We start from the raw sequence: 24,058 nt of genomic DNA, 5'->3' as shown, positions 1-24,058 counted from the left end.
GGTGGCGTGTCGGCGTGTGGGCAGGCCGCGTTCAGGGGCGTCGCTGCCGGTGCCGCGCCGGGCGTGCGCAGTCCTCCGGGCAGGGCCGGGCGCGGCGGCGCGGTGCTCGCGCACGTGCGCGAGCCGCGACCACGGAGGAGCGTTCACCGAGCCGGCGGACGCAGCGCTCGCGCACGTGCGCGAGCGGCCGGGCGCCCGGGGCACCGGGCGCGCCCCCGGCCGCCGGTCGCGGGTGCGGCGAACACCCCCTGAGCGGCCCGGTCCGGGGAACGCTCCCGCGCGGCCCGGTCCGGGAGAACACCCCCGGGCCCGTCAGTTGAGCATCGCGCGGGCCGCGCGGGCGCGGGCGCGGAGGGAGGCCGCGGACGTGGGCTCGACTGCCTCGACGACCTCCGCGTACGCGTCCATCTCCGCCGCGCCCGTCAGGAAGTCGCCGCGCTGGACGAGGAGCTCGGCGCGCTCGTAGCGGAGGCGGGCGGGGTGGGACGGGAGGAGCAGGAGGAGGTCGAGGGCCCAGAGGGCGACCTCCGAGCGTTCGGGGCGCGGGGCGGCCCAGGCGCGGATGTTGTTGAGCACGCGGGCGACCACCGCGAGGGTGTCGGAGGGGCGGACCATCGACGGGGTGAGCGGGGAGCCCGTCGCCTCGGTCACCAACTGCTCGGTGTCCTCCCGGGACAGCGGCCGCCCGCCCGCGAACGGGTCCGCCAGGACCAGCGCGTCCGGCTCGCCGAACCCGACGACGAAGTGGCCCGGCAGCCCGACCCCGTACACCTGGCCGCCCGCGCGCCGGGCGACCTCCGTCCAGAGGACCGACAGCAGGATCGGCAGCCCCCGCCGGCGGCGCAGCACCTCGTGCAGCAGGGAGGACTCCAGCCGCTGGTAGTCGGCCGGGAGGCCGTGGAAGCCCTCCCGGCCGCCCAGCAGCTCGGCCAGCGCCGCGGCCCAGGCGTGCGGGCCCGAGAGGCCGTACGGCAGGGCCCCGGCCAGTCGGTCGAGTTCGATCTCGGCCGCGTCGATGTCCTCCTGGCCGAACGACGGGTCCGCCTCGGCGCCGATGAGCAGGCAGAGCAGGGCCAGGTCGGGGCGTTCGCCGCGGGCCTCCTCGGCGAAGCGCTCCCGCCAGGGGCGCGGCCCGGGCGCGGGTTCCTCCTGCGACGGGTCGTGCACAGGGCGTCCTCCCTCCGGCGGGGCTATCCGGCGCGGTGGTGGTGGTAGTGGTGGTGGACGGTGAAGCCCATGCCCGCGTACAGCCCCAGCGCTGCCGCGTTGTCCGACTCGACCTGGAGCCAGCCGGCCGAGGCCCCCTCGTCCAGGGCCCGCCGGGCCAGCGCGGCCATCACCGTCGTCGCCAGGCCCCGCCGCCGCCGGGCCGGGTCCACCTCCACGGCCATGAAACCGGCCCAGCGCCCGTCCACCACACAGCGCCCGATCGCGGCGGGCGCCCCGCCCGTACCGGGCACGGCCGCGAACCAGACGGACGGCCCCGAGGCCAGCACCTCGCGCACCTCCGGTCCGGGCTCGCCGACCCGCTGGTAGCGCCGCAGCCACGCCTCGTCCGGCGCCCGGTCCAGGCGCACCCCGGACACGTCCGCGTCCAGGTCGCCCAGCGGCGCGAGCGCGCCCGTGCGCACCTCGGCCGACACCTCGCGCGCCCAGCCGTGCTCCGCCAGCGCCGCGGCCAGCTCCTCCTGGGTGCCCGCGGCCCCGGTCGCGGTCTGCACGTACGCGGGCAGGCCCCGGTCCGCGTACCAGGAGCGCACCCGCTCCAGCGCCGCGTCGAGTGGCAGGCCCGGGTCGCCCAGCGGGAGCACGGAGTTGGCACGCCGGGTGAAGCCCGCGGCCGCCCGCAGCTCCCAGTCGCCGAGCCGCTCGCTCTCCAGCGGCCGCCAGGCCCGCGCGGTGACCCGCGCCAGCTCCTCGAAGGAGGCCGCCGGGCCGCGCCGGCGGGCCGGGGCGGCGGGCACCGTCTTGCCCGCGACCAGCAGGGATTCCGCGATGCGGACGCTCTCGCCCGTACGTCGTGTGATCAGCAGCACACCGTCGTTCCAGGATGTGAGAACGCCGACCGTGTCGGTGAACAGCGCGCCCGGCGCCGCCTGTACGCCCCGTGCCCGCACCGACACGCGTTTGCCCACGTCAGCAGGTGTGATGCGGACCGTGAGCCGTCCGCCGGACGTGAATTCCACTGATCTGCCAGCCCCTCCTGTTCGGATCGTCCCCCGGAACGGAGATACTAGGGGCGGGCATCGACGACGCCGCGCTCCCGCGCAAGCCAGCCCAAACCGAGGAGGAACGACAGCGTGACCTACGTCATCGCGCAGCCTTGTGTCGACGTCAAGGACAAGGCGTGCATCGAGGAGTGCCCCGTCGACTGCATCTACGAGGGCTCCCGGTCCTTGTACATCCACCCGGACGAATGCGTCGACTGCGGTGCTTGCGAGCCGGTCTGCCCGGTGGAGGCGATCTTCTACGAGGACGACACGCCGGACGAGTGGAAGGACTACTACAAGGCGAACGTCGAGTTCTTCGACGAGCTCGGTTCGCCCGGTGGTGCCTCCAAGCTCGGTCTGATCGAGCGGGACCACCCGTTCATCGCCGCCCTGCCGCCGCAGAACGGCTGAGCCGCCCCGGAGCGGCCCGGTCCGCCGCTTCGGCGGACGCCCCCGCACGTATCGCGGTCCCGGTCCCGTACGGCTCCTCGGCCGTACGGGACCGCGCCGTTGCGCCCCCTGCCCCGCGCGCCGGGGCCCCAGCACCCGCCCCACCCGCCCCACCCGCTCCGCCCAGTCGCACCCGCCCAGCCGCACCAGAAAGCGAGCTCCCCGCCGTGGCCGCAGTCTCCGCCCGCCTGCCCGTCTTCCCCTGGGACAAGCTGGAGCCGTACAAGGCGACAGCGGCGGCCCATCCGGACGGCATCGTCGACCTGTCCGTCGGCACCCCGGTCGATCCGGTCCCGGTCGTCGTCCAGCAGGCCCTGGTCGCGGCCGCCGACTCCCCGGGCTACCCGACGGTGTGGGGCACGCCCGCGCTGCGCGACGCGCTCACCGGCTGGGTCACCCGCCGGCTGGGCGCGGTGGGCGTGGCGCACACCAACGTCCTCCCGGTGGTGGGGTCCAAGGAGCTGGTCGCCTGGCTGCCGACCCAGCTCGGCCTGGGCCCGGGCGACACCGTCGCCCACCCGCGCCTCGCCTACCCGACCTACGAGGTCGGCGCGCGGCTGTGCGGGGCGGAGCCGGTGGTGTACGACGACCCGACCGAGCTGGACCCGGAGGGCCTGCGCCTGCTGTGGCTCAACTCGCCGTCCAACCCGACCGGGAAGGTCCTCGGCAAGGAGGAGCTGACCCGGATCGTGGCCTGGGCGCGCGAGCACGGCGTCCTGGTCTTCAGCGACGAGTGCTATCTGGAGCTGGGCTGGGAGGCGGAGCCGGTCTCGGTGCTGCACCCGGACGTCTGCGGCGGCTCCTTCGAGGGGATCGTCGCGGTCCACTCGCTCTCCAAGCGCTCCAACCTGGCCGGCTACCGGGCCGCGTTCCTCGCGGGTGACGCGGCCGTCCTCGGCGAGCTGCTCCAGATCCGCAAGCACGGCGGGATGATGACCGCCGCCCCGGTGCAGGCCGCGACCGTGGCCGCCCTCGGCGACGACACGCACGTGGCCGAGCAGCGGGCCCGGTACGCGGCCCGGCGCGAGGCGTTGCGCACCGCCCTGGAGGCGCACGGCTTCCGGATCGAGCACAGCGAGGCGAGCCTCTACCTGTGGGCGACCCGTGACGAGCCCTGCTGGGACACCGTGGCGCACCTCGCCGAGCGGGGCATCCTGGTCGCCCCCGGCGACTTCTACGGCGCGGCGGGGGAGCGCTTCGTGCGGGTGGCGTTCACCGCCACGGACGAGCGGGTGGCGGCGGCCGTGAAGCGGCTGGGCGAAGCGGCCTGAGCGCCCCGGACGCCGTCGGGGACGGGAGGGCCGGGACGCCGGCCGAGCACGGGGGAGGGCCCGGGGAGCGTCGCTCCCCGGGCCCTCCCCCGTCGTGGTGCGGGCGGATCAGCCGCCCAGCGGCAGACCGCCGAGGGAGCTGGTGGCGCCACCGAGCGCGCCGGTGGGCAGGCCGCCCTTGGTCGCGCCGCCCACCAGGCCGCCGGCCTCGCCCGCGGTGTCCCCGGTGGCCTTCTTGGCGACCGGGGTCGCCTTCTTGGCGGTCTTGCCGACCGTGTCGGCCGCCGCGGGCGCGGCCTTTCCGGCCGTCTTGCCGCCGACCTGGCCGGCGACCTTCGAGGTCTCCTTCGAGACGCCGTCGACCGTGCCGTCGAGGCTCGCGGTGTCGAGCGCCGACAGGCCGTCGACCGGCGCCTGGGGGAGGGCGACGGCGCCCGCGGAGCCGGCCGCACCGACCACGGGAGCTGCTCCCGCCGCGACGATCAGCGCGGCACGGGCGATCCGACGGGTCAGGGGGAGGGACATGATGCTCCTTGAGGCGAGAGGACGTTCGGACTGGACTGTGTGTGTGGTGCTGCTGTCCGGCGTACGGACGTCCTGACAACCGGCGGGAGGGCGGGGGAAGTTGCGGTGGCGGCAGGTAAAGAATTGGTAACGCGTCGTATTGTCGTCCCCGTCGGAAAACGGGCGAACAATGTCATGTCCGAAAGGCCGCTGAACCGTCTCTGCCCTTGCCGCGCACGGGATGTGTGCGGTCGGACGACTGTCCGGCGGGCTGGGCGGGGTGCGTCCGGACGGGGAGGGGAGCAACTCCTTCGAGGGGTCCGGCCGCCGCTTGTGCGATTCGCCCGGCGGGGCTCGGCACGACCTGACCGGCTCTGACCGACCTTGCCTGGCGCCCCTCGGCTCCGGCGGGGCTCCGTGTCCGCTCGGGCTCCGGCCGGGCTCCGTCGGAACTCAGTGGGCGATGCGGAGGACGACCTCGTCGCCCGGCTTCCCGTCGGCCTTCCGCCAGCCCTCGCCGGAACGGTCCTCGCTCCACACCCGGCCCTGGTAGGAGACCTCGGTGAGCCGCAGCGCCTCCGCCCGGGCCACCGCCCAGTGCGCCAGCTCCCAGCCGCGCCGCTCCGCGCCGCCGTCGTCCGCGTCCTCGGGGCCCTCGGCGCCCTCCGGGCCCGCGCCCCCGGAGTCCGCGCCGTCCTGCGGCCCCCCGGGCGCCGGGACCGGGACGGTCAGGACGGCGGAGCCCTGGGCGCCCGCGGTGCCCCGGCCCGGCCCGCTGCCGGGCAGGACGTCCTTGCCGAACGCCCGGACCAGTTCGGCCCGTACCTTCGCGGGATCGCCCGGCTTGCCGTCCGAGCGCACCGAGCAGGTCAGCGTCGCCGCGGTGGAGCCGGTGAGGGCGGCGGCGAGCAGGGTCGCGTCCGGCTCGTGCTTCGCGTACGCCTGCGGGAAGCCGCTGCGCTGCACCGTCTGGGCCGCGTCGGTCAGCGGCATCCGCGAGTAGCCCGGCACCTCGGCCAGGCCCGCGTAGAACCTCCCGGCCGAGTAGACCGGGTCGAGGATCTGCTCCGGGGTGCCCCAGCCCTGGGAGGGACGCTGCTGGAACAGTCCGAGGGAGTCGCGGTCGCCGTAGTCGATATTGCGGAGCGAGGACTCCTGGAGGGCGGTGGCCAGGGCGATGGTCACCGCCCGCTGCGGCATCCCCCGGGTGGTGCCGACCGCCGCGACGGTCGCCGCGTTGTCCGCCTGCTCCGGCGTCAGCTCGTAGGAGGAACCGCCCCCCTCCGCGGCGCGCACCACGCACCCCACCGGGCGGCCGCCACCGAAGTAGTGGACGGCCAGATAGCCGGCGAGGGCCAGCAGCACGAGAAGCGCGGCCGCACAGCGCAGAAGGCGGCCACGCCGGACGGAGGAGGCGTTCCCGGACACGAGGCACACGGTACTGGAGGGGGTCCGGGCACCTGTTCGCCGGAGCACCCCCTTCCGGTGGCACCGTCGTCGCCGTCGGTGGCCCCCACGGCGCTTCCGGTGACACCGCCGTCGCCGTCGGTGGCCCCCACGGCGCCGACCGGGCCTCTCCGACGGCCCCGGCCGCGCCGTAAGGTCGGGGCCATGCCCGACAACGACCCCGTCAACGACCCGGCCGGCGGCCCCGGCACCCACCCCGGCGACGTCCTCGGCCTCGACCTCGGCCTCGACGGCCCGGCCCTGACCGCCGCCCTGATCGACATCCCCTCGGTCAGCGGGGAGGAGAAGCCCCTCGCCGACGCCATCGAGCAGGCCCTGCGCGCCCTGCCCCACCTCACCGTCGACCGCCACGGCAACAACGTGGTCGCCCGCACGCACCTCGGCCGCGGCGAGCGGGTCGTGCTCGCCGGGCACATCGACACCGTGCCCATCGCGGACAACGTGCCCTCGCGGCTCGACGCCGACGGCATCCTCTGGGGCTGCGGTACCAGCGACATGAAGTCCGGTGTGGCAGTCCAGCTGCGCATCGCCGCCACCGTCCCCGAGCCCAACCGCGACCTCACCTTCGTCTTCTACGACAACGAGGAGGTCGCCGCCCACCTCAACGGACTCGGGCATGTGGCCGAGGCACACCCCGACTGGCTGGAAGGGGACTTCGCGGTCCTGCTGGAGCCCTCCGACGGCGAGGTGGAGGGCGGCTGCCAGGGCACCCTGCGGGTCCATCTGCGCACCACGGGCGAGCGGGCGCACTCGGCCCGGAGCTGGATGGGCGCCAACGCGATCCACGCGGCCGGCCCGATCCTCGCCCGCCTCGCCGCGTACGAGCCCCGCCGGCCGGTCATCGACGGGCTGGAGTACCACGAGGGTCTGAACGCGGTCGGCATCGAGGGCGGGGTGGCCACCAACGTCATCCCCGACGTCTGCACGGTGGTCGTCAACTACCGCTACGCGCCCGACCGCAGCATGGCGGAGGCGGAGGCGCACGTCCGCGAGGTGTTCGCGGACTGCGGCGTCGACGAGTTCGTGGTCGACGACCACACCGGCGGCGCGCTGCCGGGCCTCGCCCACCCCGCCGCGGCCGCGTTCATGGCCGCGGTCGGCGGCACCGCGAAGCCCAAGTTCGGCTGGACCGACGTCTCCCGCTTCAGCGCGCTCGGCGTCCCCGCCGTGAACTACGGACCCGGTGATCCGATGTTCGCGCACAAGCGGGACGAGCATGTCGCGGTGGACCGGATCACGCACTGTGAGCAGCGCCTGCGGGAGTGGCTGACCGCCTGACCGCCCCGCCGGGGTGGGTGCGCGGGGTGCGGCCACCGGGCCGCATCCCCGCCGATCGCCCGGATTTCGCCATTCGTAACGTTCGCCGACCTACCCTGTCCCGAAGCAAATGATGTTCGGCGGAGGGAGCAGGTCATGAGCAGCAACTCCGAGGGTCTGCGGGCACTGGAGGAGCAGAGACTGGGACCGGTGCTGCGCCGCAGGGACCAGGTACAGCCGGGGACGACCGACCAGCGGCTGCTGGACACCGAGGGCGACTCCCAGTGGGTGCACACCGACCCCTGGCGTGTGATGCGGATCCAGTCGGAGTTCGTGGAGGGCTTCGGGGCCCTCGCCGAACTGCCGAGCGCCATCAGCGTCTTCGGCTCCGCCCGCACGAGGCCCGGCACGCCCGAGTACGAGACGGGCGTACGCCTGGGCCGGGCCCTGGTGGAGGCCGGCTTCGCGGTGATCACCGGCGGCGGGCCGGGCGCCATGGAGGCGGCGAACAAGGGCGCGCGCGAGGCCAGCGGGATCTCGGTCGGGCTCGGCATCGAGCTGCCCTTCGAGCAGGGCATCAACGAGCACGTCGACATCGGCGTGAACTTCCGCTACTTCTTCGTCCGCAAGACGATGTTCGTGAAGTACGCGCAGGGTTTCGTCGTCCTGCCCGGCGGACTCGGCACCCTGGACGAGCTGTTCGAGGCGCTCACCCTCGTCCAGACGCGCAAGGTGACACGCTTCCCGATCGTGCTCTTCGGCACGGCGTACTGGAGCGGCCTGGTGGACTGGCTGCGGGACACCGTCGTCGCCGAGGGGAAGGCCTCGGAGCGGGACCTGCTGCTGTTCCACGTCACGGACGACGTGGACGAGGCGGTCGCCATGGTCACCAAGGAGACCGGCCACTAAGGCCTGTCCGGTAGGTGTCCGGCGGGCCGGGGCAGACCGGGCAAGGTCCCACCGGCCCGGGCCGGGGCAGACCGGGCAAGGTCCCACCGGCCCGGGCCGCGGTCGGCCCCGGCCGGACCGGTCCGCCCCCGTCCGGGCCCGGCGTCCGCGGCTCAGGCGAGGCCGCGGCGGGCCACCGCCGGCGGGCGGTGGCCCGCGATGGACGCCACCATGTCCAGCACCTGCTTCGTCTCCGCGACCTCGTGCACCCGGTACACCTGCGCGCCCAGCCACGCGGAGACCGCGGTGGTCGCCAGGGTGCCGAGGACCCGCTCCTTCACCGGCTTGTCCAGGGTCTCCCCGACGAAGTCCTTGTTGGACAGGGACACCAGCACCGGCCAGCCGGTCTCCGCCATCTCGCCCAGCCGGCGGGTCGCCTCCAGGCTGTGGCGGGTGTTCTTCCCGAAGTCGTGGCCCGGGTCGATCATGATCCCGTCCCGGCGTACGCCCAGTTCCACGGCCCGCTCCGCGAGCCCGACCGTCACCCGCAGGATGTCGGCCATCACGTCCTCGTACGCGATCCGGTGCGGCCGGGTGCGCGGCTCGGCGCCGCCCGCGTGGGTGCACACCAGGCCCGCGCCGTACCGGGCGGCGACCTCGGCCAGCCGGGGGTCGACCCCGCCCCAGGCGTCGTTCAGGACGTCGGCCCCCGCCTCGCAGACGGCCTCGCCGACCTCGTGGCGCCAGGTGTCGACGCTGATCACCACGTCCGGGTGGCGACGGCGGACCTCGGCGACGAAGCCGACCGTGCGGCGCGCCTCCTCCTCGGCGGTGACCTCCTCGCCCGGCCCCGCCTTCACCCCGCCGATGTCCACGATCGCCGCACCCTCGGCGACGGCCTGCTCGACGCGGGCGAGCGCGGGCTCGTCGAGGAAGGTGGCCCCCTGGTCGTAGAAGGAGTCGGGGGTCCGGTTCACGATCGCCATGATCACCGGCTCGTGCGCGTCGAACTCGCGCCGTCCCAGCCGCAGCATCCGGGTTTCCTCCTCGGGTCGTCCGCCTGACGACCCTACTGTCCGAGTCCCGTGGCACGATCATCCCGGGACGTTTCCGCCCGGGGTTGCGCCCGGGCGTCTTCCGGGGAGAGGGTCGCTCGTGTTCTTTTTCTTGCTGATCACGATGGTCGTGGTCGTCGCCGCGGTCACACTCGCCGTGATCGGCGGCAACGACGGCACGGTGCTGCCCGACGCGCCGCCCGAGCAGCCGGCCGACCCGCTGCCGGCGAACCGGCCCGTCGCCCGCGCGGACGTGGACGCGCTGCGGCTGGCCGTCACCCCGCGCGGCTACCGGATGTCCGACGTGGACGACGTCCTCGACCGGCTGGGCGCGGAACTGGCCGAGCGGGACGCCCGGATCGCCGAGCTGGAGGCCGCCCTCGCGGGGGCGCAGGCCACCGCCGTGCCCCGTCCCGACCTGTTCACCAGGCCGGGCGAGCAGGAGGACCGGTGACCTCCGGAGCCCTCCCCGGCCCGGACGGCCGCCCGCGCTGCCCCTGGGGCCTGTCCGCCGACGACTACCTCGCGTACCACGACGAGGAGTGGGGCCGCCCGGTCCACGGCGACGACGCCCTCTTCGAGCGGCTGTGCCTGGAGGCGTTCCAGTCGGGTCTGTCCTGGATCACGATCCTGCGCCGCCGGGAGGGCTTCCGCAGTGCCTTCGCCGGGTTCCGGATCGCCGAGGTCGCGAAGTTCACCGAGGAGGACGAGGCCCGGCTCCTCGCCGACCCGGGGATCATCCGCAACCGCGCCAAGATCGCGGCCACCACGGCGAACGCGCGGGAGCTGGCCGGCTGGTCCGAGGGCGAACTCGACAGGCTGATCTGGTCCCACGCCCCGGACCCGGCCCGCCGTCCCGTCCCGCGCACCCTCGCCGACGTGCCGGCCGTGACGGACGAGTCCACGGCCCTGTCCAAGGCGCTGAAGAAGCGGGGCCTGCGCTTCGTCGGCCCCACGACGGCGTACGCCCTGATGCAGGCGTGCGGCCTGGTCGACGACCACCTCGCCACCTGCATCGCCCGCGGGGCGGCGCGCTGACGCGCGCGGCACCGGGACACGCGCGTGCGGCCCTGCCGGCACCGTCCAGGACGAGCCGATCGTCCCTTCCGCCCGACACGCGCGTGCGGCCCTGCCCGGAGGCAGGGCCGCGCCCCGGACGGTGGCTACCGCCACGCAGGCGTGGGCCGTCAGCGGCCCAGGTAGCGGGGCTTCTCCTTCGCCAGGAAGGCGTTGACCGCGATCGAGTGGTCCTCGGAGGCCCCGGCCCGTGCCTGGAGTTCCTCCTCCTTGTCCAGGGCCTCGTCCAGTGAGTGGTCCGCCCCGTACGCGAGGGACTCCTTGAGCGCGGCGTAGGCGAGGGTGGGCCCCTCGGCCAGCGCACGCGCGGTCCGCGCGGCCTCCGCCGCGAGCTCGTCGGCCGGGACGAGCCGGTTGGCGATGCCCCAGTCGTACGCCTCCTGGGCGCTGAACGAGCGCGGGAACAGCAGCAGATCGGCAGCCCGGCTGCTGCCGACCAGCCGGGGCAGGGTCCACGACACACCCGAGTCGGCGGTCAGCGCGACCCCCGCGAAGGAGGTCGTGAAGGAGGCGGTGTCCGCCACGATCCGGTAGTCCGCGGCGAGCGCGAAGCCCAGGCCCGCGCCCGCGGCGACCCCGTTGACCCCCGCCACCACCGGCTTCGGCATCCCGGTGAGCGCCCGCACGATCGGGTTGTAGTGCTCCCGGACGGTGCTCATGACGCCCCCGGAGCCCGTCGTCTCCCCGGCCGACAGCAGTTCGACGTGCTCCTTGAGGTCCTGGCCGACGCAGAACGCCCGGCCGGTCGCGGTCAGCAGGACCGCCCGGACGGCGGGGTCGTCGGCCGCCGCGCGGGCCGCGTCCCGCAGGGCGACCTTCGCCTCCACGTTCATGGCGTTCATGGCCTCGGGCCGGTTGATCGTGATCGTCGCGAGTCCGTCGCTCACGTCGTACAGCACGGCGTCGGCCATGGCGGTGTCCCCTTTGCGGTTTCGACGGCAGTGTCGGGGCCCAGCATGGCGGAGAGCACCGCCCGCCGTCCGGCCGGGCCGTGTGACCTGCGTCAAACTCCGCCACCCGGCGGCGGGGCGGAGGGGCGCGAAGTATCGCAGCCGGATCCCCGAATTGAGTGGTTTTGAGAGAGCGCGTTGCCTAAGCGATGCGGACCGATGTTGGTCTTTGGGTCCCGCCATGCGGGATAATGACCTGGAAGCACTGTGTTCGATGCCGGTGACACAGCACCTGTCATGGGGCCGCCGGCTGCGATGAGCTGGTTTCAGGAAGGGGAACGAGCATGGCGGCCATGAAGCCGCGGACGGGCGACGGCCCGCTCGAGGTGACCAAGGAGGGGCGGGGCATCGTCATGCGCGTTCCGCTCGAAGGCGGCGGTCGACTTGTCGTCGAGCTGACTCCGGACGAAGCCGATGCCCTCGGTGACGCCCTGAAGAAGGTCGTCGGCTGACACATCCCGGTTTTCCCGACCGCCCCGGCGCTCCGCTGCGCCGGGGCGGTCGTGCGTTCCGCTTCGCCGAGCCCGAGCCGGGGGTCGAGCCCGAGCCCGAGCCCGAGCCCGAGCCGGCCGGAACGGGGGCCGCCTAGGGCCGGAACCGGGGTTGGACCGAGCCGGGCCGGGGTCGCGGGGCCGGCCCGGGACCGGGGCCGTCAGCCGCGCCGCACCGCGCAGAGCAGACCGTCGCCGACCGGCAGCAGGGTCGGCAGCCACTCCGCGCTCTCCCGTACGGCCCGCAGCAGCTCGCGCACCCGCAGTACCTCCGAGGGCTGGACCGCCGCGTCGGCGGTACGGCCCTCCGCGAAGACGCCCTCGAAGCAGACGACACCGCCCGGCCGCAGCAGGCGCAACGATTCAGCAAGGTAGTCCAGCGACTCCGCGCGCTCCCCGTCGCAGAACACCAGGTCGTATCCGCCGTCCGCCAGCCGGGGCAGCACCTCCAGGGCGCCGCCCGGGATGAACCGGGCGCGGTTGGCGGCGAACCCGGCCGCGCGGAACGCCTCCCGCGCGAACTGCTGGCGCTCGGGGTCCTGGTCCACCGTGGTCAGCACGCCGTCCGGCCGCATGCCCTGGAGCAGGTAGATACCGGAGACGCCGGTGCCCGTGCCGATCTCGGCGACCGCCTTGGCGTCGGCGGTCGCGGCCAGCAGACGCAGCGCGGAGCCCGTGCCGGGCGACACCGAGGGCAGCCCCGTCTCGCGGGCCCGCTCGCGGGCCCAGCGCAGGGCGTCGTCCTCGGCGAGAAAGGCGTCGGCGAACGCCCAGCTCGTCTGCCGGTTGGCGGTAATGACCCTCTCCTGTCCCCGTAGTTGGCGCGACGCTGACTGTATCCGCTGCGCTCGGGAACCCGCAGATGGGACCGGGCGTTGTGACAGGACGGGAGTACATGGACCGACGAGGGAAGCCGGACCCAAATCGACGTAAAGATTCTTATCCGGAGCTAACGGGCGAGGTGGCTATGGTAGGGGCTCCGCTGGACACCATCAGAGCTGACAGGGGAGGTGCGGCTGCGCCTGCGGACCGGAAGGGCGTGCTGAAGCGCTTCCTCAGGTCGGCGGGTGAGCCCGAATCCGTGACCAAGAACGCTGACCGTTCCGTGCCCACCGACTCCGTCACCACAGCGACCTTCGCATCGGATGCGGAATCGCCGGCGTGGACCCCTCCCACCTGGGAGGAGATCGTCAGCATGCACAGCGCGCGGGTCTACCGCCTCGCCTACCGCCTCACGGGCAACCAGCACGACGCCGAGGACCTCACCCAGGAGGTCTTCGTCCGCGTCTTCCGCTCGCTATCCACGTACACGCCCGGCACCTTCGAGGGCTGGCTCCACCGGATCACCACCAACCTCTTCCTGGACATGGTCCGCCGCAAGCAGCGCATCCGCTTCGACGCCCTCGGCGACGACGCGGCCGAGCGCCTGCCGAGCCGTGAGCCCTCCCCCCAGCAGGTGTTCAACGACACCCACTTCGACGCGGACGTCCAGCAGGCGCTGGACACCCTCGCGCCGGAGTTCCGCGCCGCGGTCGTCCTGTGCGACATCGAGGGCCTGTCGTACGAGGAGATCGCCGCGACGCTGGGCGTGAAGCTCGGCACCGTGCGCAGCCGTATCCACCGGGGCCGCTCGCATCTGCGCAAGGCGCTCCAGCACCGGTCCCCCCGGTCCCGCTCCGAGCAGCGGACGCCCGCCGTCGCCGCCCTCTCGGGGGAGGGCGGACCGGCGTGAACGGCACGGAACCCACCCCCGCCGAGCAGCACCTCGGAGACCGGCTCGCCGCACTCGTCGACGGCGAGCTGAAGCACGACGCCCGCGACCGGGTGCTGGCGCACCTGGCCACCTGCCCCCGCTGCAAGGCCGAGGCGGACGCACAGCGCCGCCTGAAGAACGTGTTCGCGCAGTCCGCGCCCCCGCCGCTGTCGGAAGGGCTGCTCGCACGGCTCCAGGGACTGCCCGCGGGCCCCGGCGACCCGGGTGGTCCGGGCGGCTCGGGCCCCTTCGGCCGCGGTCCGGGCGAGCGGGTCCTCGGAGCGCTGACCCCGTCCGCGGGACATCCCCGCGGCCGCGGCGGGGAGACCTTCGGGTACGTCCCCGGGGGCGCCCACGCCACGGTCCTGCCCGGCGGCTCCGACAGCGGGTTCCCCATCCATGAGGTGGGCCGCCAGGAGGCGGGCCGGGCCGAGGCCGAGCGTTCGCCGTGGCGGGCCCGGCGGTTCGCGTTCGCCGCGGCCAGCGCGGTGTCCTTCGCGGCCATCGCCCTCGGCGGCGCGGTCCCGGTCGACCTCTCGGGCGAGACCAGCGCGCGCGGCCAGGGCGGCGGGAACAAGGTCAGCCCTTTCCGCACGGCGCTGCCGTCCGGCGGCACGACCCAGGGCGGGGCCGGCTCGGTCCGCGCCTCCGAGTCCGACCGCCGGCGCGGTGTCACGAGGACGGACACCCAGGCCCTCGCGGCCGTCACGCCCGCGGCCCCGCCCGTGGTGCAGGGGCGGTCGGCGCCGTTCGCCGCTCCGCTCCTGATGAACGACCCCATGGCGCTGTCGCCGCTGATGCGGCCCGCCGGTCCGGCCTTCCAGGCACAGTCCCTGTCGGGCCTGCCCCCGGTGATCACGCCCGTCCGGCCGGGCGTTCCGCCGACGGCCGCCGCCTCCGCGCCGCCGCCCTCACCGCTGACGCCGCTGCGCTGACCCCGCCCCGCCGACACCGCCGCGCCGCCCGCCGGGCGGCGCGCACCGGCCCTCCGCGCTGACCGGAAGCCGTGCTCTGCCCTGCGCGCGGAATCGCAAACCTGGTTGAATCCTTCAGGCGCGCCCCGCGGGGGCCCGCACAGGGACCGGCAGTTGCGGGGAGAGCATGGACGACGGGAAGCCCACCGGACCGAAGGCGACGTGGTGGAGCCGGCCCAGCACGGGACACGGCACGGCCTCCGGGGCGGACGGGACGGAGGTCCGTGCGGCCGCCGACGCGCCCCCGGCGCCCGGGCACGCGCCCACGGCGCCGCAGCACGAGCCCGAGCCCGCGCCCGTCGCCGCCCCCGCCGAGCCCGGGCCCGTCACCGCCCCCGCCGGCTCCGGCTCCGTGACGCCCCTCGCGGAGGACGACCGGCCCGAGCCCGCGACCGCCCCGCGCCGGCCGGTGCCCCTGCACGACCCCGACCCGTACAGCACCCCGCCGTACGGCGACCCGGGGCCGTGGGCGCCCGCGCCGCCCGTCCAGCGCCCCGCGCCCGTCACCCCGGCGCACGGCACCCCCGTGCCCACGCCCGCCCAGGGCACCCAGGTCCCGGCCCAGCCCACGGCCCCGGGGGCTGGGCCGCCGCAGCCCGAGCCGCGGGGACCGGGCCCGGCCCCCGCTCACCACGCCCCGCCCCAGCCGCCCCACCAGACGCACCCGGGACCTCAGCAACCCCTGCCCCAGCAACCCCTGCCCCAGCAACCCCTGCCCCAGCACCCGGCCGACCCGGGGCCCGTGTTCGCCGAGCGGCCGCAGCCGCTCAACTCGGTGTGGCTCCAGTACGACCCGTGGAGCGCGCCCGGTGTGCCCCTCAGCGAGACCGGTGAGCCCGCACCCCGCAAGCGCCGCAGGGGCGCCCTGCTGGCCGGGGCCGTGGTCCTCGCCCTCGTCGCGGGCGGCGTCGGCGGCGCGGTCGGCGCCTATGTCGAGCGCAACGGCGGCCTGACCTCGCTGGAGCTGCCGCAGGCCGGGGTGGAGAGCGCGGACCGCGCGCCGGAGAGCGTCGCCGGGATCGCGGCCAGCGCCCTGCCCAGCGTGGTCACCCTGCACGTCAGCGGGGGCGGCGAACAGGGCACCGGGACGGGCTTCGTGCTCGACAAGCGCGGCCACATCCTCACCAACCACCATGTGGTGGACCCGGCCGGGGCCTCGGGCGACATCACCGTCACCTTCAGCGGCGGCGAGACGGCCGAGGCCACGCTCGTCGGCAAGGACAGCGGCTACGACCTCGCCGTGGTCAAGGTCAGTGGTGTCTCCGGGCTCAAGCCGCTCCCGCTGGGGAACTCCGACAACGTCCGCGTCGGCGACCCGGTGGTGGCGATCGGCGCCCCCTTCGACCTCCAGAACACGGTCACCTCCGGGATCATCAGCGCCACGGAGCGTCCGATCACGGCCGGCGGGGAGAAGGGCGACGGCAGCGACGTCAGCTATGTCGACGCCCTCCAGACCGACGCCCCGATAAACCCCGGGAACTCGGGCGGGCCGCTCGTCGACGGCAAGGCCCGGGTCATCGGCATCAACAGCGCGATCCGCGCGGCCGACAGCGGCGCGGGCCCGGACGGCGGCCAGGCCGGGTCCATCGGCCTCGGCTTCGCCATCCCGATCAACCAGGGCAAGCGGGTGGCCGAGGAACTGATCAACACGGGCCGGGCCACCCACCCGGTGATCGGCGTCAGCCTGGACATGAAGTTCACCGGCGACGGCGCCCGCGTCGGGGAGAAGGGCAAGGACGGCACCCCCTCCGTCACCCCCGGCGGCCCGGCCGCCTCGGCGGGCGTCAGGCCCGGTGACGTGATCACCGCGGTCAACGGCCAGCGGGTGCACAGCGGCGAGGAGCTGATCGTCAAGATCCGCGCCCACCGGCCGGGCGACCGGCTGGAACTGACCCTCACCCGGGGCGCGGCGGAGCGGACCGTGGAGGTCACCCTCGGCACCGCGGACTCCTCGTGACGGCCGTGCCCCGGGTCCCGCGTCCGGTGGCCGCACTCGCGGCCACCGCCCCGATGTCCGGAAGGTACCGGGACGACAGGTGCGCCAGGTACCGTGGTCGGGGTCCGGATCCCCTCGGACCCGCGGGCCACCGAGAACACGAGGAGCAGCAGGGTGTTCAATGACATAGGCGGACTGGAACTGGTCGTTCTGGTCGTTCTCGCCGTGCTCATCTTCGGCCCGGACAAGCTGCCGAAGGTCATTCAGGACGCCGCCCGCTTCATCCGCAAGATCCGCGCGTTCTCCGAGAGCGCCAAGGACGACATCCGCAGCGAGCTGGGGCCGGAGTTCAAGGACTTCGAGTTCGAGGACCTCAACCCCAAGGCGTATCTGCGCAAGCAGCTCGCGGAGAACGACGAGCTGAAGGAGCTCAAGGAGCTCCGCAGCAGCTTCGATCTCAAGAAGGAGATCACCGACGTCGCCGACGCGGTGAACGGCCGGGAACCCTCGGGCGTGTCCGGTGACCCGGTGCCCGCCGCGGTCAACGGCTCCGCCGCCGCAAGCGGCCCCGACCTGCTGAAGAAGGGCGACAAGCCGGCCCGGGACGAGCGTCCGCCCTTCGACTCCGACGCCACCTGAGACCCGCCCCGGGGCCGGTCGGTCACCGTCCGCCGTCACGAGGTGGCTATTCTCTCCATCTGTCCGTCAGCGCACGCGCCCCGGGCGGCGCGGCTGTAGGTGGCTGAAGGTGTGGAGACGACAGGAGGCGGCCGGATGACGGCGCACAGTACGGCCGGAGTCGCACCGGTCCCGGGCGGCGACCCCGCCACCGACCGGGGAGCGGCCGCCGCCGCGGCGCGGCGCACCGTTGAGGGCTTCCGGAGTGCCGGTTTTCCCTGGTACGGGCTGGACGGCGCCTTCAGCGGCCCGCGTCGCCTGATGCAGGTGGGCACCGCCGCCGACGGGACCGTGCAGCACGGCGCGATCGGCCACGGCGACGAGCCGTCGATAAAGAACGAGCACACCGGCACCGAGAAGGAGCGCTTCGCGGTCGTGGTGACCGTCGCCGCGAGCCCCGTGCGGCGCAGCGGCGACGGCACGGGCGTGCTGGAGGCGACCACGGTGTCCTCCGCGGCCTGGCTCGCCGGCTCCGGGCTGCTCGCCCACACCTGGCCCCCGCAGCTCGATCACACCCTGCGGGACGACTGGCTCGACCAGCAGACCGAGGCGGCCTTCGCCCTCGCCGACGACCTGGCGGGCCCCGAGTGGTCGGCGCTGTCCCTGCCGGTGGACGGCGTCCCGACGCCGTTCCACTACCGCGAGTCCGAGTTCGGCTGGGTGCTGGCGGGCGCGGCGGTCGGCAGCGGCGTCCACATCGGCGCGTACGGGCGGGGCATGAGCGCGTACGGGCTGGGCTTCTGCGCGGTGGAGGACCTCGACGCGTATCTGTAGGGCCCGGGGCCGCGAGACCGGGGCCCGAGGCCGTACCACGCCGCCGGGCGGCACGCGGAGTCCGCGTGCCGCCCGGCGGCGTTGTCGTTCCCTCAGAACTTGTTGCGCGGGGTGATGCCCAGGCTCATGCCGGACAGACCGCGCTGCCGGCCGCCCAGCTTCCCGGCGATGGAGCGCAGCGCCGCGCCGGCGGGGGACTCCGGGTCGGTCAGCACGACCGGCTTGCCCTCGTCGCCGCCCTCGCGCAGGCGCACGTCGATCGGGATGGAGCCCAGCACCGGCACGTTCGCGCCGGTCGTCTTCGTCAGCCCCTCGGCGACCTTCTGGCCGCCGCCGGTGCCGAACACGTCCACCATCTCGTCGCAGTGCGGGCAGGGCAGACCCGACATGTTCTCGACCACGCCGACGATCTTCTGGTGGGTCTGCACCGCGATGGACCCGGCCCGCTCCGCGACCTCGGCGGCGGCCTGCTGCGGGGTGGTGACGACCAGGATCTCCGCGTTCGGCACCAGCTGGGCCACGGAGATCGCGATGTCGCCCGTGCCCGGGGGCAGGTCGAGCAGGAGCACGTCGAGGTCGCCCCAGTACACGTCCGCCAGGAACTGCTGGAGGGCGCGGTGCAGCATCGGGCCGCGCCACACCACCGGCGCGTTGCCGGGGGTGAACATGCCGATGGAGATCACCTTCACGCCGTTCGCCGACGGCGGCATGATCATGTTCTCGACCTGGGTGGGCCGGCCGTCGGCGCCGAGCATGCGCGGCACGCTGTGGCCGTAGATGTCGGCGTCCACGACGCCGACCTTCAGCCCGTCGGCGGCCATCGCCGCCGCCAGGTTCACGGTCACGGAGGACTTGCCCACCCCGCCCTTGCCGGAGGCGACCGCGTAGACCCTGGTCAGCGAGCCGGGCTTGGCGAACGGCACCTCCCGCTCGGCGGTCGTGCCGCGCAGCGCCGCCGCGAGGTCCTTGCGCTGCTCGTCGCTCATCACGTCCAGCGAGACGTCGACGCGGGTGACGCCGTCGAGCCGGGCGACCGCGTCCGTCACGTTCTTCGTGATCGTCTCGCGCATGGGGCAGCCCGAGACGGTCAGGTACACCGTGACGGCGACCGTGCCGTCGTCCCCGATGTCGACCGATTTCACCATGCCCAGTTCGGTGATCGGTCGGTTGATCTCGGGGTCGTTCACCGTCGCCAGTGCCGCGAGCACCGCGTCTTCCGTAGCCATACCGACGATGGTACGGCGCGGGCTCCCGGCTTCGGAAAGCCCGTCAGCGGTCGCCTTCGTCACGCTCGCCGGACCCCGCCGGCGGGAATGCGGCGCGCTGCTCCTCCAGCTCGCGCACCAGGTCCTGGAGTTCGGAGCGGATCCAGTCCCGGGTGGCCACCTCGCCCAGGCCCATCCGCAGGGCCGCGATCTCCCGCGTCAGGTACTCGGTGTCCGCGATCGAGCGCTCGTTCTGCTTGCGGTCCTGCTCCAGGTTGACCCGGTCCCGGTCGTCCTGGCGGTTCTGTGCCAGCAGGATCAGCGGCGCCGCGTAGGACGCCTGGAGGGACAGCGCCAGGGTCAGGAAGATGAACGGGTACTCGTCGAAGCGCAGGTCCGCGGGTGCGCTGACGTTCCACACCACCCAGGCGATGATCGTCAGCGTCATCCAGACGAGGAAACGTCCCGTCCCGAGGAAGCGCGCGATCTTCTCCGAGAGCCGGCCGAAGGCCTCCGGGTCCCAGTCCGGCAGCAGGCTCCGGCGTGCCGGGCGCGGCTGGTCCAGACGCACCCGGCGGGACGCGGCCGAGGAGCCCGACGGCAGTCGCTCGCGCGCCTCGCCCCGCTCCGCCGATCCCGGCTCGCCCCCGCTACCCATGGGCGGATCCCGGGAGCGGCTCCTGGGCGGACTCCTCGAACTCGGTCTCCCGCCAGTCCTCGGGCAGCAGATGGTCCAGCACGTCGTCGACGGTGACGGCGCCGAGCAGGGAACCGCTCTCGTCCACGACGGGCGCGGCGACCATGTTGTACGCGGCGAGATAGCTGGTGACGCCCGCCAGCGCGGTGTCCGGCGACAGGGGCGGCAGATCGCTGTCCACGATCGAGCTGACCAGGGTGAACGGCGGGTCCCGCAGCAGCCGCTGGAAGTGCACGGTGCCCAGGTACTTGCCGGTCGGCGTCTCGTCCGGCGGCCGGCAGACGTAGACCTGCGCCGCGAGGGCCGGGGACAGGTCCTGCTGGCGGACCCGGGCGAGGGCGTCGGCGACGGTCGCGTCCGGGCGGAGCACGATCGGCTCGGTGGTCATCAGACCGCCCGCGGTGCGCTCCTCGTACGACATCAGGCGGCGCACATCGGCCGCGTCGTCCGGCCGCATCAGGGTCAGCAGCCGCTCCTTGTCCTCCTCCGGCAGCTCCGAGAGCAGGTCGGCGGCGTCGTCCGGGTCCATGGCCTCCAGGACGTCGGCGGCCCGCTCCTCCTTCAGCTTGCCGAGGATCTCCACCTGGTCGTCGTCCGGCAGCTCCTCCAGGACGTCGGCGAGCCGGTCGTCGTCGAGGGCGGCGGCCACCTCGGCGCGGCGCTTGGGGGAGAGGTGGTGCAGCACGTTGGCCAGGTCGGCCGGGCGGAGCTGCTCGAAGGTGGCCAGCAGACTCTCCGCGCCCTGCCCGTGCTCCTCCAGCGAGAAGCCGGTGACGGCGGACCACTCGACGGTCAGGGTCTCCCCCTTGCGCCGCAGCGCGCCGCCCTTGCCCTTGCGGACGAAGACCTTGTCGATCTCCCAGTCCCGGCGGGCGGGGAGCTGCTGGACGGCCACGTCCAGGACGGTGACCTCCTCGCCGCTCTCCACCAGGCGCACCCGCCGGTCGAGGAGTTCGCCGAGGACCAGGCGCTCGGTGGGGCGCTGCTCGAAGCGCCGCACGTTCAGCACCCCGGTGGTGATCACCTGGCCCGACTCCACGCCGGTCACCCGGGTCATCGGCAGGAAGATCCGCCGCCGGCTGATCACTTCGACGACGAGCCCGAGGAGCCGCGGCGGCCGGTGGCCCACCCTCAGCATCGCGACCAGGTCGCGGACCCGGCCCACCTGGTCGCCGGCCGGGTCGAAGACGGGCACGCCGGCGAGATGCGAGACGAAGATCCGGGGCGCGCCGGCCGCCATGCCGCCCCTCCTTGGGTACGAAAGTCCCGGTCGGGACCGAAGCCGCTGTTCGACGAGGTGGAGGGTGCCCGCCATGATCGGCGGAACACCTCCACCAGGCTAGCCCGTGCCCCCGGGCGCCGCCCTCGGCCGGGTCCGTACGGCTCCGTGCCCGGCGGTGCGCGGGCCCGGGTACGCTGCCGTCTGCCATCCCCCACGGATGATCCCCCCAGATGAGAGGCAGGCCGCTGGTGACTCCCCTCCCTATCGCCGGCCGGGCCCGTCGCGCGGCCCTCGCGGTGGCGCTGTGCGCCGGTCTGTCCGCCGGGCTCACGGCGTGCGGCGAGGACCCGGACGCGGGTACCAACGGGGTCGGCAGGCTCAGTGCCGAGGAGATCGAGACCAAGGCCCGTGCGGCGGCCGACGCGGCGGCCTCGGTGCGGCTCTCCGGGACCCTGGTGAGCAAGGGCGGCACCTACAAGCTGAACATGCGCCTCAAGCACGAGGGCGCCACCGGTTCGGTGACCTCCAAGGACAACACCTTCGAGCTGCTGCGCACCGGGGACAGCCTCTTCCTCAAGGCCGACGCGGGCTTCTGGAGCCACGCCGACGGCGAGCAGGACGCCCAGGCGACCGAGGCGGACGTGGAGGCGGCGCAGAAACTCGGCGACAAGTACGTGAAGGTTCCCGAGGGCGACCCCTCCTACAAGCAGTTCCGCGGCTTCACCGAGATGGACGTGCTGCTCGACGGCCTCCTCGGGATGCAGGGCAAGCTCAGCAAGGGCGACCGCACCGAGGTCGGCGGGGTGAAGACCATCAAGGTGCTGGCGGCCGAGGGCGAGGGCGGGGTGCTGGACGTGTCCCTGATCGGCGAGCCGTACCCGCTGAAGTTCGCCCGGGCGGGCGGCGCGGGGGTGCTGCTGCTCGGGGACTGGGACAAGGAGTTCCCGCTGGAGGAGCCGGCGAAGGACCAGACCGTGGACTACGGCGGCCAGCTCCCCAAGACCTCGGGCGACTGACGCCTCCGGGGCTCCGCGTGGTCCGGTGCGGCCCGGCCCGGGGTCAGCGGCGGCGCTTGAACAGCAGCTTCGGCAGGCCCGCGGGCACCGGCCGCCGGGTGACCGCGTCACTGGGCAGGGGCGGGGCCGCGTGCGAGGCGTCGGACAGTTCCCCGCCCGAGACGCCCGCGCCCCGGGGCTCCAGCCGCAGCACCCGGCACTCCCGGGCCCAGCGCTCGGTCATCCGCTCCGCGTCGGGCGCGTTCAGCCGCTTGCCCTTCAGCTCGGCGACGGCCGCCTCCCACGCCCCGGAGCCCGGCTCCAGGGCCCGTACCGAGGCGGTCCAGACGACCAGCCGGCCTCCCTTGTCCTTGCTGCGGACGGTGACCTCGGCGCTCCCGCCGTCGGCCAGGCCGGGCAGCGGCTGCTCCCCGGGGCCGTCGCCGACCACATGGACGGCCCCCTCGTGCCAGACGTGCCACAACGCGCGGGCCGGGCCGTCGCCGCCGCGGACCCAGACGAGACCGGACTTCTTGGTGGCCTCCTCGACGAGGGCCTGGCCGAGCAGTGGGGATGTCATACGGGCAGCCTACCGAGGGGCCCGTGCCCTCCCCGGCAGCGATCGGCGCCCGGGGGAGCGTCCGGCCCTCGGACAGGCCTCAGAGCCATCCGTTGCGCTTGAGGGTGCGGTGGATGGTGAAGCAGACGGCGGCGATACCGGAGAGGACGGCCGGGTAGCCGTACTCCCACTGGAGCTCCGGCATGTGGTCGAAGTTCATGCCGTAGATCCCGCAGACCGCCGTGGGCACGGCGATGATCGCCGCCCAGGAGGTGATCTTGCGCATGTCCTCGTTCTGTGCGACGGTCGCCTGCGCCAGGTTGGCCTGGAGGATGGAGTTCAGCAGCTCGTCGAAGCCGACGACCTCCTCCTGTACGCGGGCGAGGTGGTCGGCGACGTCCCGGAAGTACTTCTGGATGTCCGGGTCGATCAGCCGCATCGGACGCTCGCTCAGCAGCTGCATCGGCCGCAGCAGCGGGGAGACGGCCCGCTTGAACTCCAGCACCTCGCGCTTGAGTTGGTAGATCCGTCCGGCGTCACTGCCGCGCGGGCCGCCCTTCGCCGGGGCGGAGAAGACGTCGATCTCCACCTCGTCGATGTCGTCCTGCACCGCCGCGGCGACCGCGATGTACCCGTCGACGACATGGTCGGCGATGGCGTGCAGCACGGCCGAGGGGCCCTTCGCCAGCAGCTCGGAGTCCTTCTGGAGGGTGTGCCGCAGGGCGCGCAGGGATCCCTTGCCGCCGTGCCGGACGGTGATGACGAAGTCCCGGCCGGTGAACACCATCACCTCGCCGGTCTCCACCACCTCGCTGGTGGCGGTGAGTTCGGCGTGCTCCACGTAGTGGATCGTCTTGAAGACCGTGAACAGGGTGTCGTCGTACCGCTCCAGCTTGGGCCGCTGGTGGGCGTGGACCGCGTCCTCCACGGCCAGCGGGTGGAGGCCGAACTCGGCCGCGATGCCCGCGAACTCCTGCTCGGTCGGCTCGTGCAGGCCGATCCAGGCGAAACCGCCGTCCTCGCGTACGTGGCGCATCGCCTGACGGGGTGTCAGTGAACCGTCGGCGTCCAGTCGCCTGCCGTCCCGGTAGACCGCGCAGTCCACGACGGCACTGGAGGCGGACGGGTCGCGGGTGGCGTCGTAGGCGCTGTACGCGCTGCTGTTCTTGCGCAGGGAGGGGCGCACGGCGGCGCGCAGGTCACGGATCATCGACATGGCTGGCTCCTTCACGGAGGGCCGTCGGCGACGGTGTGGCACAGCCCGGAATGGGGACGTCGGCGCTACGTCCGCAAAGCGGGCGGCACCGCGGATCGCGGTGACGGCGTTTGCTGCAGACAGGGAGAGGCGTCGAGCTCTTCCGTGACGTGGGAAGCCGGGGACCGCGCACCGTCACGCCCCGCGTACGCACCGGTGGACGGTGCGCGGGGAATCAGGCGTGCCGCGGGCGGGACGGCCGTGCGGAAGAGCTGCTGGTACTGCACGATCGACTTCGGTCCATCGCAGCCCCACCTCCTCCGGCCGGTCCCCCGTGGGGGATGACGTGACGCCGGGACCGGAGCGCTGCTCCCTCGGTGGCCGCGGGGAGGTGTCCCTGCGGGCTGTCCCGACCAGCGGCCAAGAGTATCAGCCGACAACGGGTCAATC

At 74.1% G+C, this 24,058-nt stretch carries 25 protein-coding genes; 13 read left to right on the top strand and 12 right to left on the bottom strand.

The features are described from left to right. Positions 1-312: 312 nt before the first annotated feature. Complete coding sequence (locus C593_RS0102060) at positions 313-1,167, bottom strand: transglutaminase-like domain-containing protein (protein WP_018845647.1); 855 nt, start codon at positions 1,165-1,167, stop codon at positions 313-315. A 23-nt stretch (positions 1,168-1,190) separates the two neighbouring features. After that, complete coding sequence (locus C593_RS0102055; protein ID WP_026277266.1) at positions 1,191-2,186, bottom strand: GNAT family N-acetyltransferase; 996 nt, start codon at positions 2,184-2,186, stop codon at positions 1,191-1,193. Positions 2,187-2,300: 114 nt separating this feature from the next. On the opposite strand from C593_RS0102055, the gene fdxA reads away from it, so the two are divergent. Continuing rightward, a complete protein-coding gene (gene fdxA / locus C593_RS0102050; RefSeq protein ID WP_018845645.1) occupies positions 2,301-2,621 on the top strand; it encodes a ferredoxin in 321 nt (106 codons plus the stop codon). Between the two features lie 206 nt (positions 2,622-2,827). Beyond that, positions 2,828-3,931 carry a bifunctional succinyldiaminopimelate transaminase/glutamate-prephenate aminotransferase gene (locus tag C593_RS0102045; RefSeq protein ID WP_018845644.1) on the top strand — a complete coding sequence of 368 codons (1,104 nt, stop codon included), beginning with the start codon at positions 2,828-2,830 and terminating at the stop codon, positions 3,929-3,931. 108 nt (positions 3,932-4,039) lie between these two features. On the opposite strand, the gene C593_RS0102040 is transcribed toward C593_RS0102045, so the two are convergent. Then, complete coding sequence (locus C593_RS0102040) at positions 4,040-4,456, bottom strand: hypothetical protein (protein WP_018845643.1); 417 nt, start codon at positions 4,454-4,456, stop codon at positions 4,040-4,042. A 432-nt stretch (positions 4,457-4,888) separates the two neighbouring features. Continuing rightward, the gene (locus C593_RS0102035) at positions 4,889-5,863 is read right to left on the bottom strand and encodes a VldE C-terminal domain-containing protein (RefSeq protein ID WP_018845642.1); all 975 of its coding nucleotides are present in this window, start codon (positions 5,861-5,863) and stop codon (positions 4,889-4,891) included. Positions 5,864-6,046: 183 nt separating this feature from the next. Between C593_RS0102035 and dapE the strand changes: the two genes are divergently transcribed. Both dapE and C593_RS0102025 read left to right on the top strand, forming a co-directional pair. After that, positions 6,047-7,180, top strand: a complete 1,134-nt coding sequence (gene dapE, locus C593_RS0102030; protein ID WP_018845641.1) for a succinyl-diaminopimelate desuccinylase — start codon at positions 6,047-6,049, stop codon at positions 7,178-7,180. Positions 7,181-7,315: 135 nt separating this feature from the next. After that, positions 7,316-8,068: an LOG family protein gene (locus C593_RS0102025; protein WP_018845640.1), complete on the top strand. Its 753-nt coding sequence runs from the start codon at positions 7,316-7,318 to the stop codon at positions 8,066-8,068. A 152-nt stretch (positions 8,069-8,220) separates the two neighbouring features. Here C593_RS0102025 and folP read toward each other — a convergent pair whose 3' ends face one another. Then, a complete protein-coding gene (gene folP / locus C593_RS0102020; RefSeq protein WP_018845639.1) occupies positions 8,221-9,081 on the bottom strand; it encodes a dihydropteroate synthase in 861 nt (286 codons plus the stop codon). Between the two features lie 121 nt (positions 9,082-9,202). Here folP and C593_RS0102015 point away from each other — a divergent pair, with 121 nt between their 5' ends. Together C593_RS0102015 and C593_RS0102010 are read left to right on the top strand one after the other, a co-directional pair. Then, on the top strand, positions 9,203-9,556 hold the full coding sequence (locus tag C593_RS0102015) for a DivIVA domain-containing protein (RefSeq protein ID WP_018845638.1): 354 nt from the start codon (positions 9,203-9,205) through the stop codon (positions 9,554-9,556). After that, the gene (locus C593_RS0102010) at positions 9,553-10,140 is read left to right on the top strand and encodes a DNA-3-methyladenine glycosylase I (RefSeq protein WP_018845637.1); all 588 of its coding nucleotides are present in this window, start codon (positions 9,553-9,555) and stop codon (positions 10,138-10,140) included. Before C593_RS0102015 ends, C593_RS0102010 begins: the two co-directional genes overlap by 4 nt. Positions 10,141-10,289: 149 nt before the next feature. Here C593_RS0102010 and chcB read toward each other — a convergent pair whose 3' ends face one another. Next, positions 10,290-11,090, bottom strand: a complete 801-nt coding sequence (gene chcB, locus C593_RS0102005; protein WP_018845636.1) for a 2-cyclohexenylcarbonyl CoA isomerase — start codon at positions 11,088-11,090, stop codon at positions 10,290-10,292. A 323-nt stretch (positions 11,091-11,413) separates the two neighbouring features. On the opposite strand from chcB, the gene C593_RS31205 reads away from it, so the two are divergent. Next, positions 11,414-11,581, top strand: coding sequence for a DUF3117 domain-containing protein (locus C593_RS31205; RefSeq protein WP_003966491.1), 168 nt, complete (start codon positions 11,414-11,416; stop codon positions 11,579-11,581). A 200-nt stretch (positions 11,582-11,781) separates the two neighbouring features. Here the strand turns inward: C593_RS31205 and C593_RS0101995 are convergent, their stop codons facing one another. Beyond that, entirely contained in the window at positions 11,782-12,459 is a 678-nt protein-coding gene (locus C593_RS0101995) for an O-methyltransferase (protein ID WP_199789985.1), read from the bottom strand. Positions 12,460-12,587: 128 nt separating this feature from the next. On the opposite strand from C593_RS0101995, the gene sigE reads away from it, so the two are divergent. The 5 genes from sigE to C593_RS0101970 all read left to right on the top strand — a co-directional run bounded on the left by sigE (position 12,588) and on the right by C593_RS0101970 (position 17,735). Continuing rightward, the gene (sigE, locus tag C593_RS0101990) at positions 12,588-13,352 is read left to right on the top strand and encodes an RNA polymerase sigma factor SigE (RefSeq protein ID WP_199789978.1); all 765 of its coding nucleotides are present in this window, start codon (positions 12,588-12,590) and stop codon (positions 13,350-13,352) included. Continuing rightward, positions 13,349-14,308 (top strand): zf-HC2 domain-containing protein, encoded by a 960-nt coding sequence (locus tag C593_RS0101985; RefSeq protein ID WP_018845633.1) that lies wholly within the window; start codon positions 13,349-13,351, stop codon positions 14,306-14,308. Before sigE ends, C593_RS0101985 begins: the two co-directional genes overlap by 4 nt. A gap of 166 nt (positions 14,309-14,474) precedes the next feature. Further along, complete coding sequence (locus tag C593_RS0101980) at positions 14,475-16,304, top strand: trypsin-like peptidase domain-containing protein (protein WP_018845632.1); 1,830 nt, start codon at positions 14,475-14,477, stop codon at positions 16,302-16,304. Positions 16,305-16,457: 153 nt separating this feature from the next. Continuing rightward, positions 16,458-16,922, top strand: coding sequence for a sec-independent translocase (locus C593_RS0101975; protein WP_018845631.1), 465 nt, complete (start codon positions 16,458-16,460; stop codon positions 16,920-16,922). A 135-nt stretch (positions 16,923-17,057) separates the two neighbouring features. Then, a complete protein-coding gene (locus C593_RS0101970) occupies positions 17,058-17,735 on the top strand; it encodes a hypothetical protein (protein ID WP_018845630.1) in 678 nt (225 codons plus the stop codon). Between the two features lie 92 nt (positions 17,736-17,827). Here C593_RS0101970 and C593_RS0101965 read toward each other — a convergent pair whose 3' ends face one another. From C593_RS0101965 to C593_RS0101955, 3 genes are read right to left on the bottom strand one after another with little or no spacing between them, the layout of a single operon-like run. Continuing rightward, on the bottom strand, positions 17,828-18,961 hold the full coding sequence (locus C593_RS0101965; protein WP_026277265.1) for an Mrp/NBP35 family ATP-binding protein: 1,134 nt from the start codon (positions 18,959-18,961) through the stop codon (positions 17,828-17,830). Positions 18,962-19,004: 43 nt separating this feature from the next. Then, the gene (locus tag C593_RS0101960; protein WP_018845628.1) at positions 19,005-19,598 is read right to left on the bottom strand and encodes a DUF1003 domain-containing protein; all 594 of its coding nucleotides are present in this window, start codon (positions 19,596-19,598) and stop codon (positions 19,005-19,007) included. Continuing rightward, positions 19,591-20,877, bottom strand: coding sequence for a magnesium transporter MgtE N-terminal domain-containing protein (locus tag C593_RS0101955; protein ID WP_018845627.1), 1,287 nt, complete (start codon positions 20,875-20,877; stop codon positions 19,591-19,593). The genes C593_RS0101960 and C593_RS0101955 overlap by 8 nt, the downstream gene beginning before the upstream one ends. A 230-nt stretch (positions 20,878-21,107) precedes the next feature. Between C593_RS0101955 and C593_RS0101950 the strand changes: the two genes are divergently transcribed. Further along, the gene (locus C593_RS0101950) at positions 21,108-21,875 is read left to right on the top strand and encodes a hypothetical protein (protein ID WP_018845626.1); all 768 of its coding nucleotides are present in this window, start codon (positions 21,108-21,110) and stop codon (positions 21,873-21,875) included. A 43-nt stretch (positions 21,876-21,918) separates the two neighbouring features. On the opposite strand, the gene C593_RS0101945 is transcribed toward C593_RS0101950, so the two are convergent. Next, positions 21,919-22,434, bottom strand: a complete 516-nt coding sequence (locus C593_RS0101945; RefSeq protein WP_018845625.1) for a hypothetical protein — start codon at positions 22,432-22,434, stop codon at positions 21,919-21,921. A gap of 79 nt (positions 22,435-22,513) precedes the next feature. Next, positions 22,514-23,629 (bottom strand): magnesium and cobalt transport protein CorA, encoded by a 1,116-nt coding sequence (locus tag C593_RS0101940; protein ID WP_018845624.1) that lies wholly within the window; start codon positions 23,627-23,629, stop codon positions 22,514-22,516. Between the last annotated feature and the right edge of the window lie 429 nt (positions 23,630-24,058).

Source organism: Streptomyces sp. CNT372 (assembly GCF_000377145.1).
This window is presented reverse-complemented; position numbering and strand designations above follow the sequence as displayed.

Bases quoted from the DNA above. Each gene is read 5' to 3' on its own strand.
- C593_RS0102040 (WP_018845643.1), bottom strand. From the start codon at position 4,456: ATGTCCCTCCCCCTGACCCGTCGGATCGCCCGTGCCGCGCTGATCGTC.
- dapE (WP_018845641.1), top strand. From the start codon at position 6,047: ATGCCCGACAACGACCCCGTCAACGACCCGGCCGGCGGCCCCGGCACC.
- C593_RS0102025 (WP_018845640.1), top strand. From the start codon at position 7,316: ATGAGCAGCAACTCCGAGGGTCTGCGGGCACTGGAGGAGCAGAGACTG.
- folP (WP_018845639.1), bottom strand. From the start codon at position 9,081: ATGCTGCGGCTGGGACGGCGCGAGTTCGACGCGCACGAGCCGGTGATC.
- chcB (WP_018845636.1), bottom strand. From the start codon at position 11,090: ATGGCCGACGCCGTGCTGTACGACGTGAGCGACGGACTCGCGACGATC.
- C593_RS31205 (WP_003966491.1), top strand. From the start codon at position 11,414: ATGGCGGCCATGAAGCCGCGGACGGGCGACGGCCCGCTCGAGGTGACC.
- sigE (WP_199789978.1), top strand. From the start codon at position 12,588: ATGGTAGGGGCTCCGCTGGACACCATCAGAGCTGACAGGGGAGGTGCG.
- C593_RS0101980 (WP_018845632.1), top strand. From the start codon at position 14,475: ATGGACGACGGGAAGCCCACCGGACCGAAGGCGACGTGGTGGAGCCGG.
- C593_RS0101970 (WP_018845630.1), top strand. From the start codon at position 17,058: ATGACGGCGCACAGTACGGCCGGAGTCGCACCGGTCCCGGGCGGCGAC.
- C593_RS0101965 (WP_026277265.1), bottom strand. From the start codon at position 18,961: ATGGCTACGGAAGACGCGGTGCTCGCGGCACTGGCGACGGTGAACGAC.
- C593_RS0101960 (WP_018845628.1), bottom strand. From the start codon at position 19,598: ATGGGTAGCGGGGGCGAGCCGGGATCGGCGGAGCGGGGCGAGGCGCGC.
- C593_RS0101955 (WP_018845627.1), bottom strand. From the start codon at position 20,877: ATGGCGGCCGGCGCGCCCCGGATCTTCGTCTCGCATCTCGCCGGCGTG.
- C593_RS0101945 (WP_018845625.1), bottom strand. From the start codon at position 22,434: ATGACATCCCCACTGCTCGGCCAGGCCCTCGTCGAGGAGGCCACCAAG.
- C593_RS0101940 (WP_018845624.1), bottom strand. From the start codon at position 23,629: ATGTCGATGATCCGTGACCTGCGCGCCGCCGTGCGCCCCTCCCTGCGC.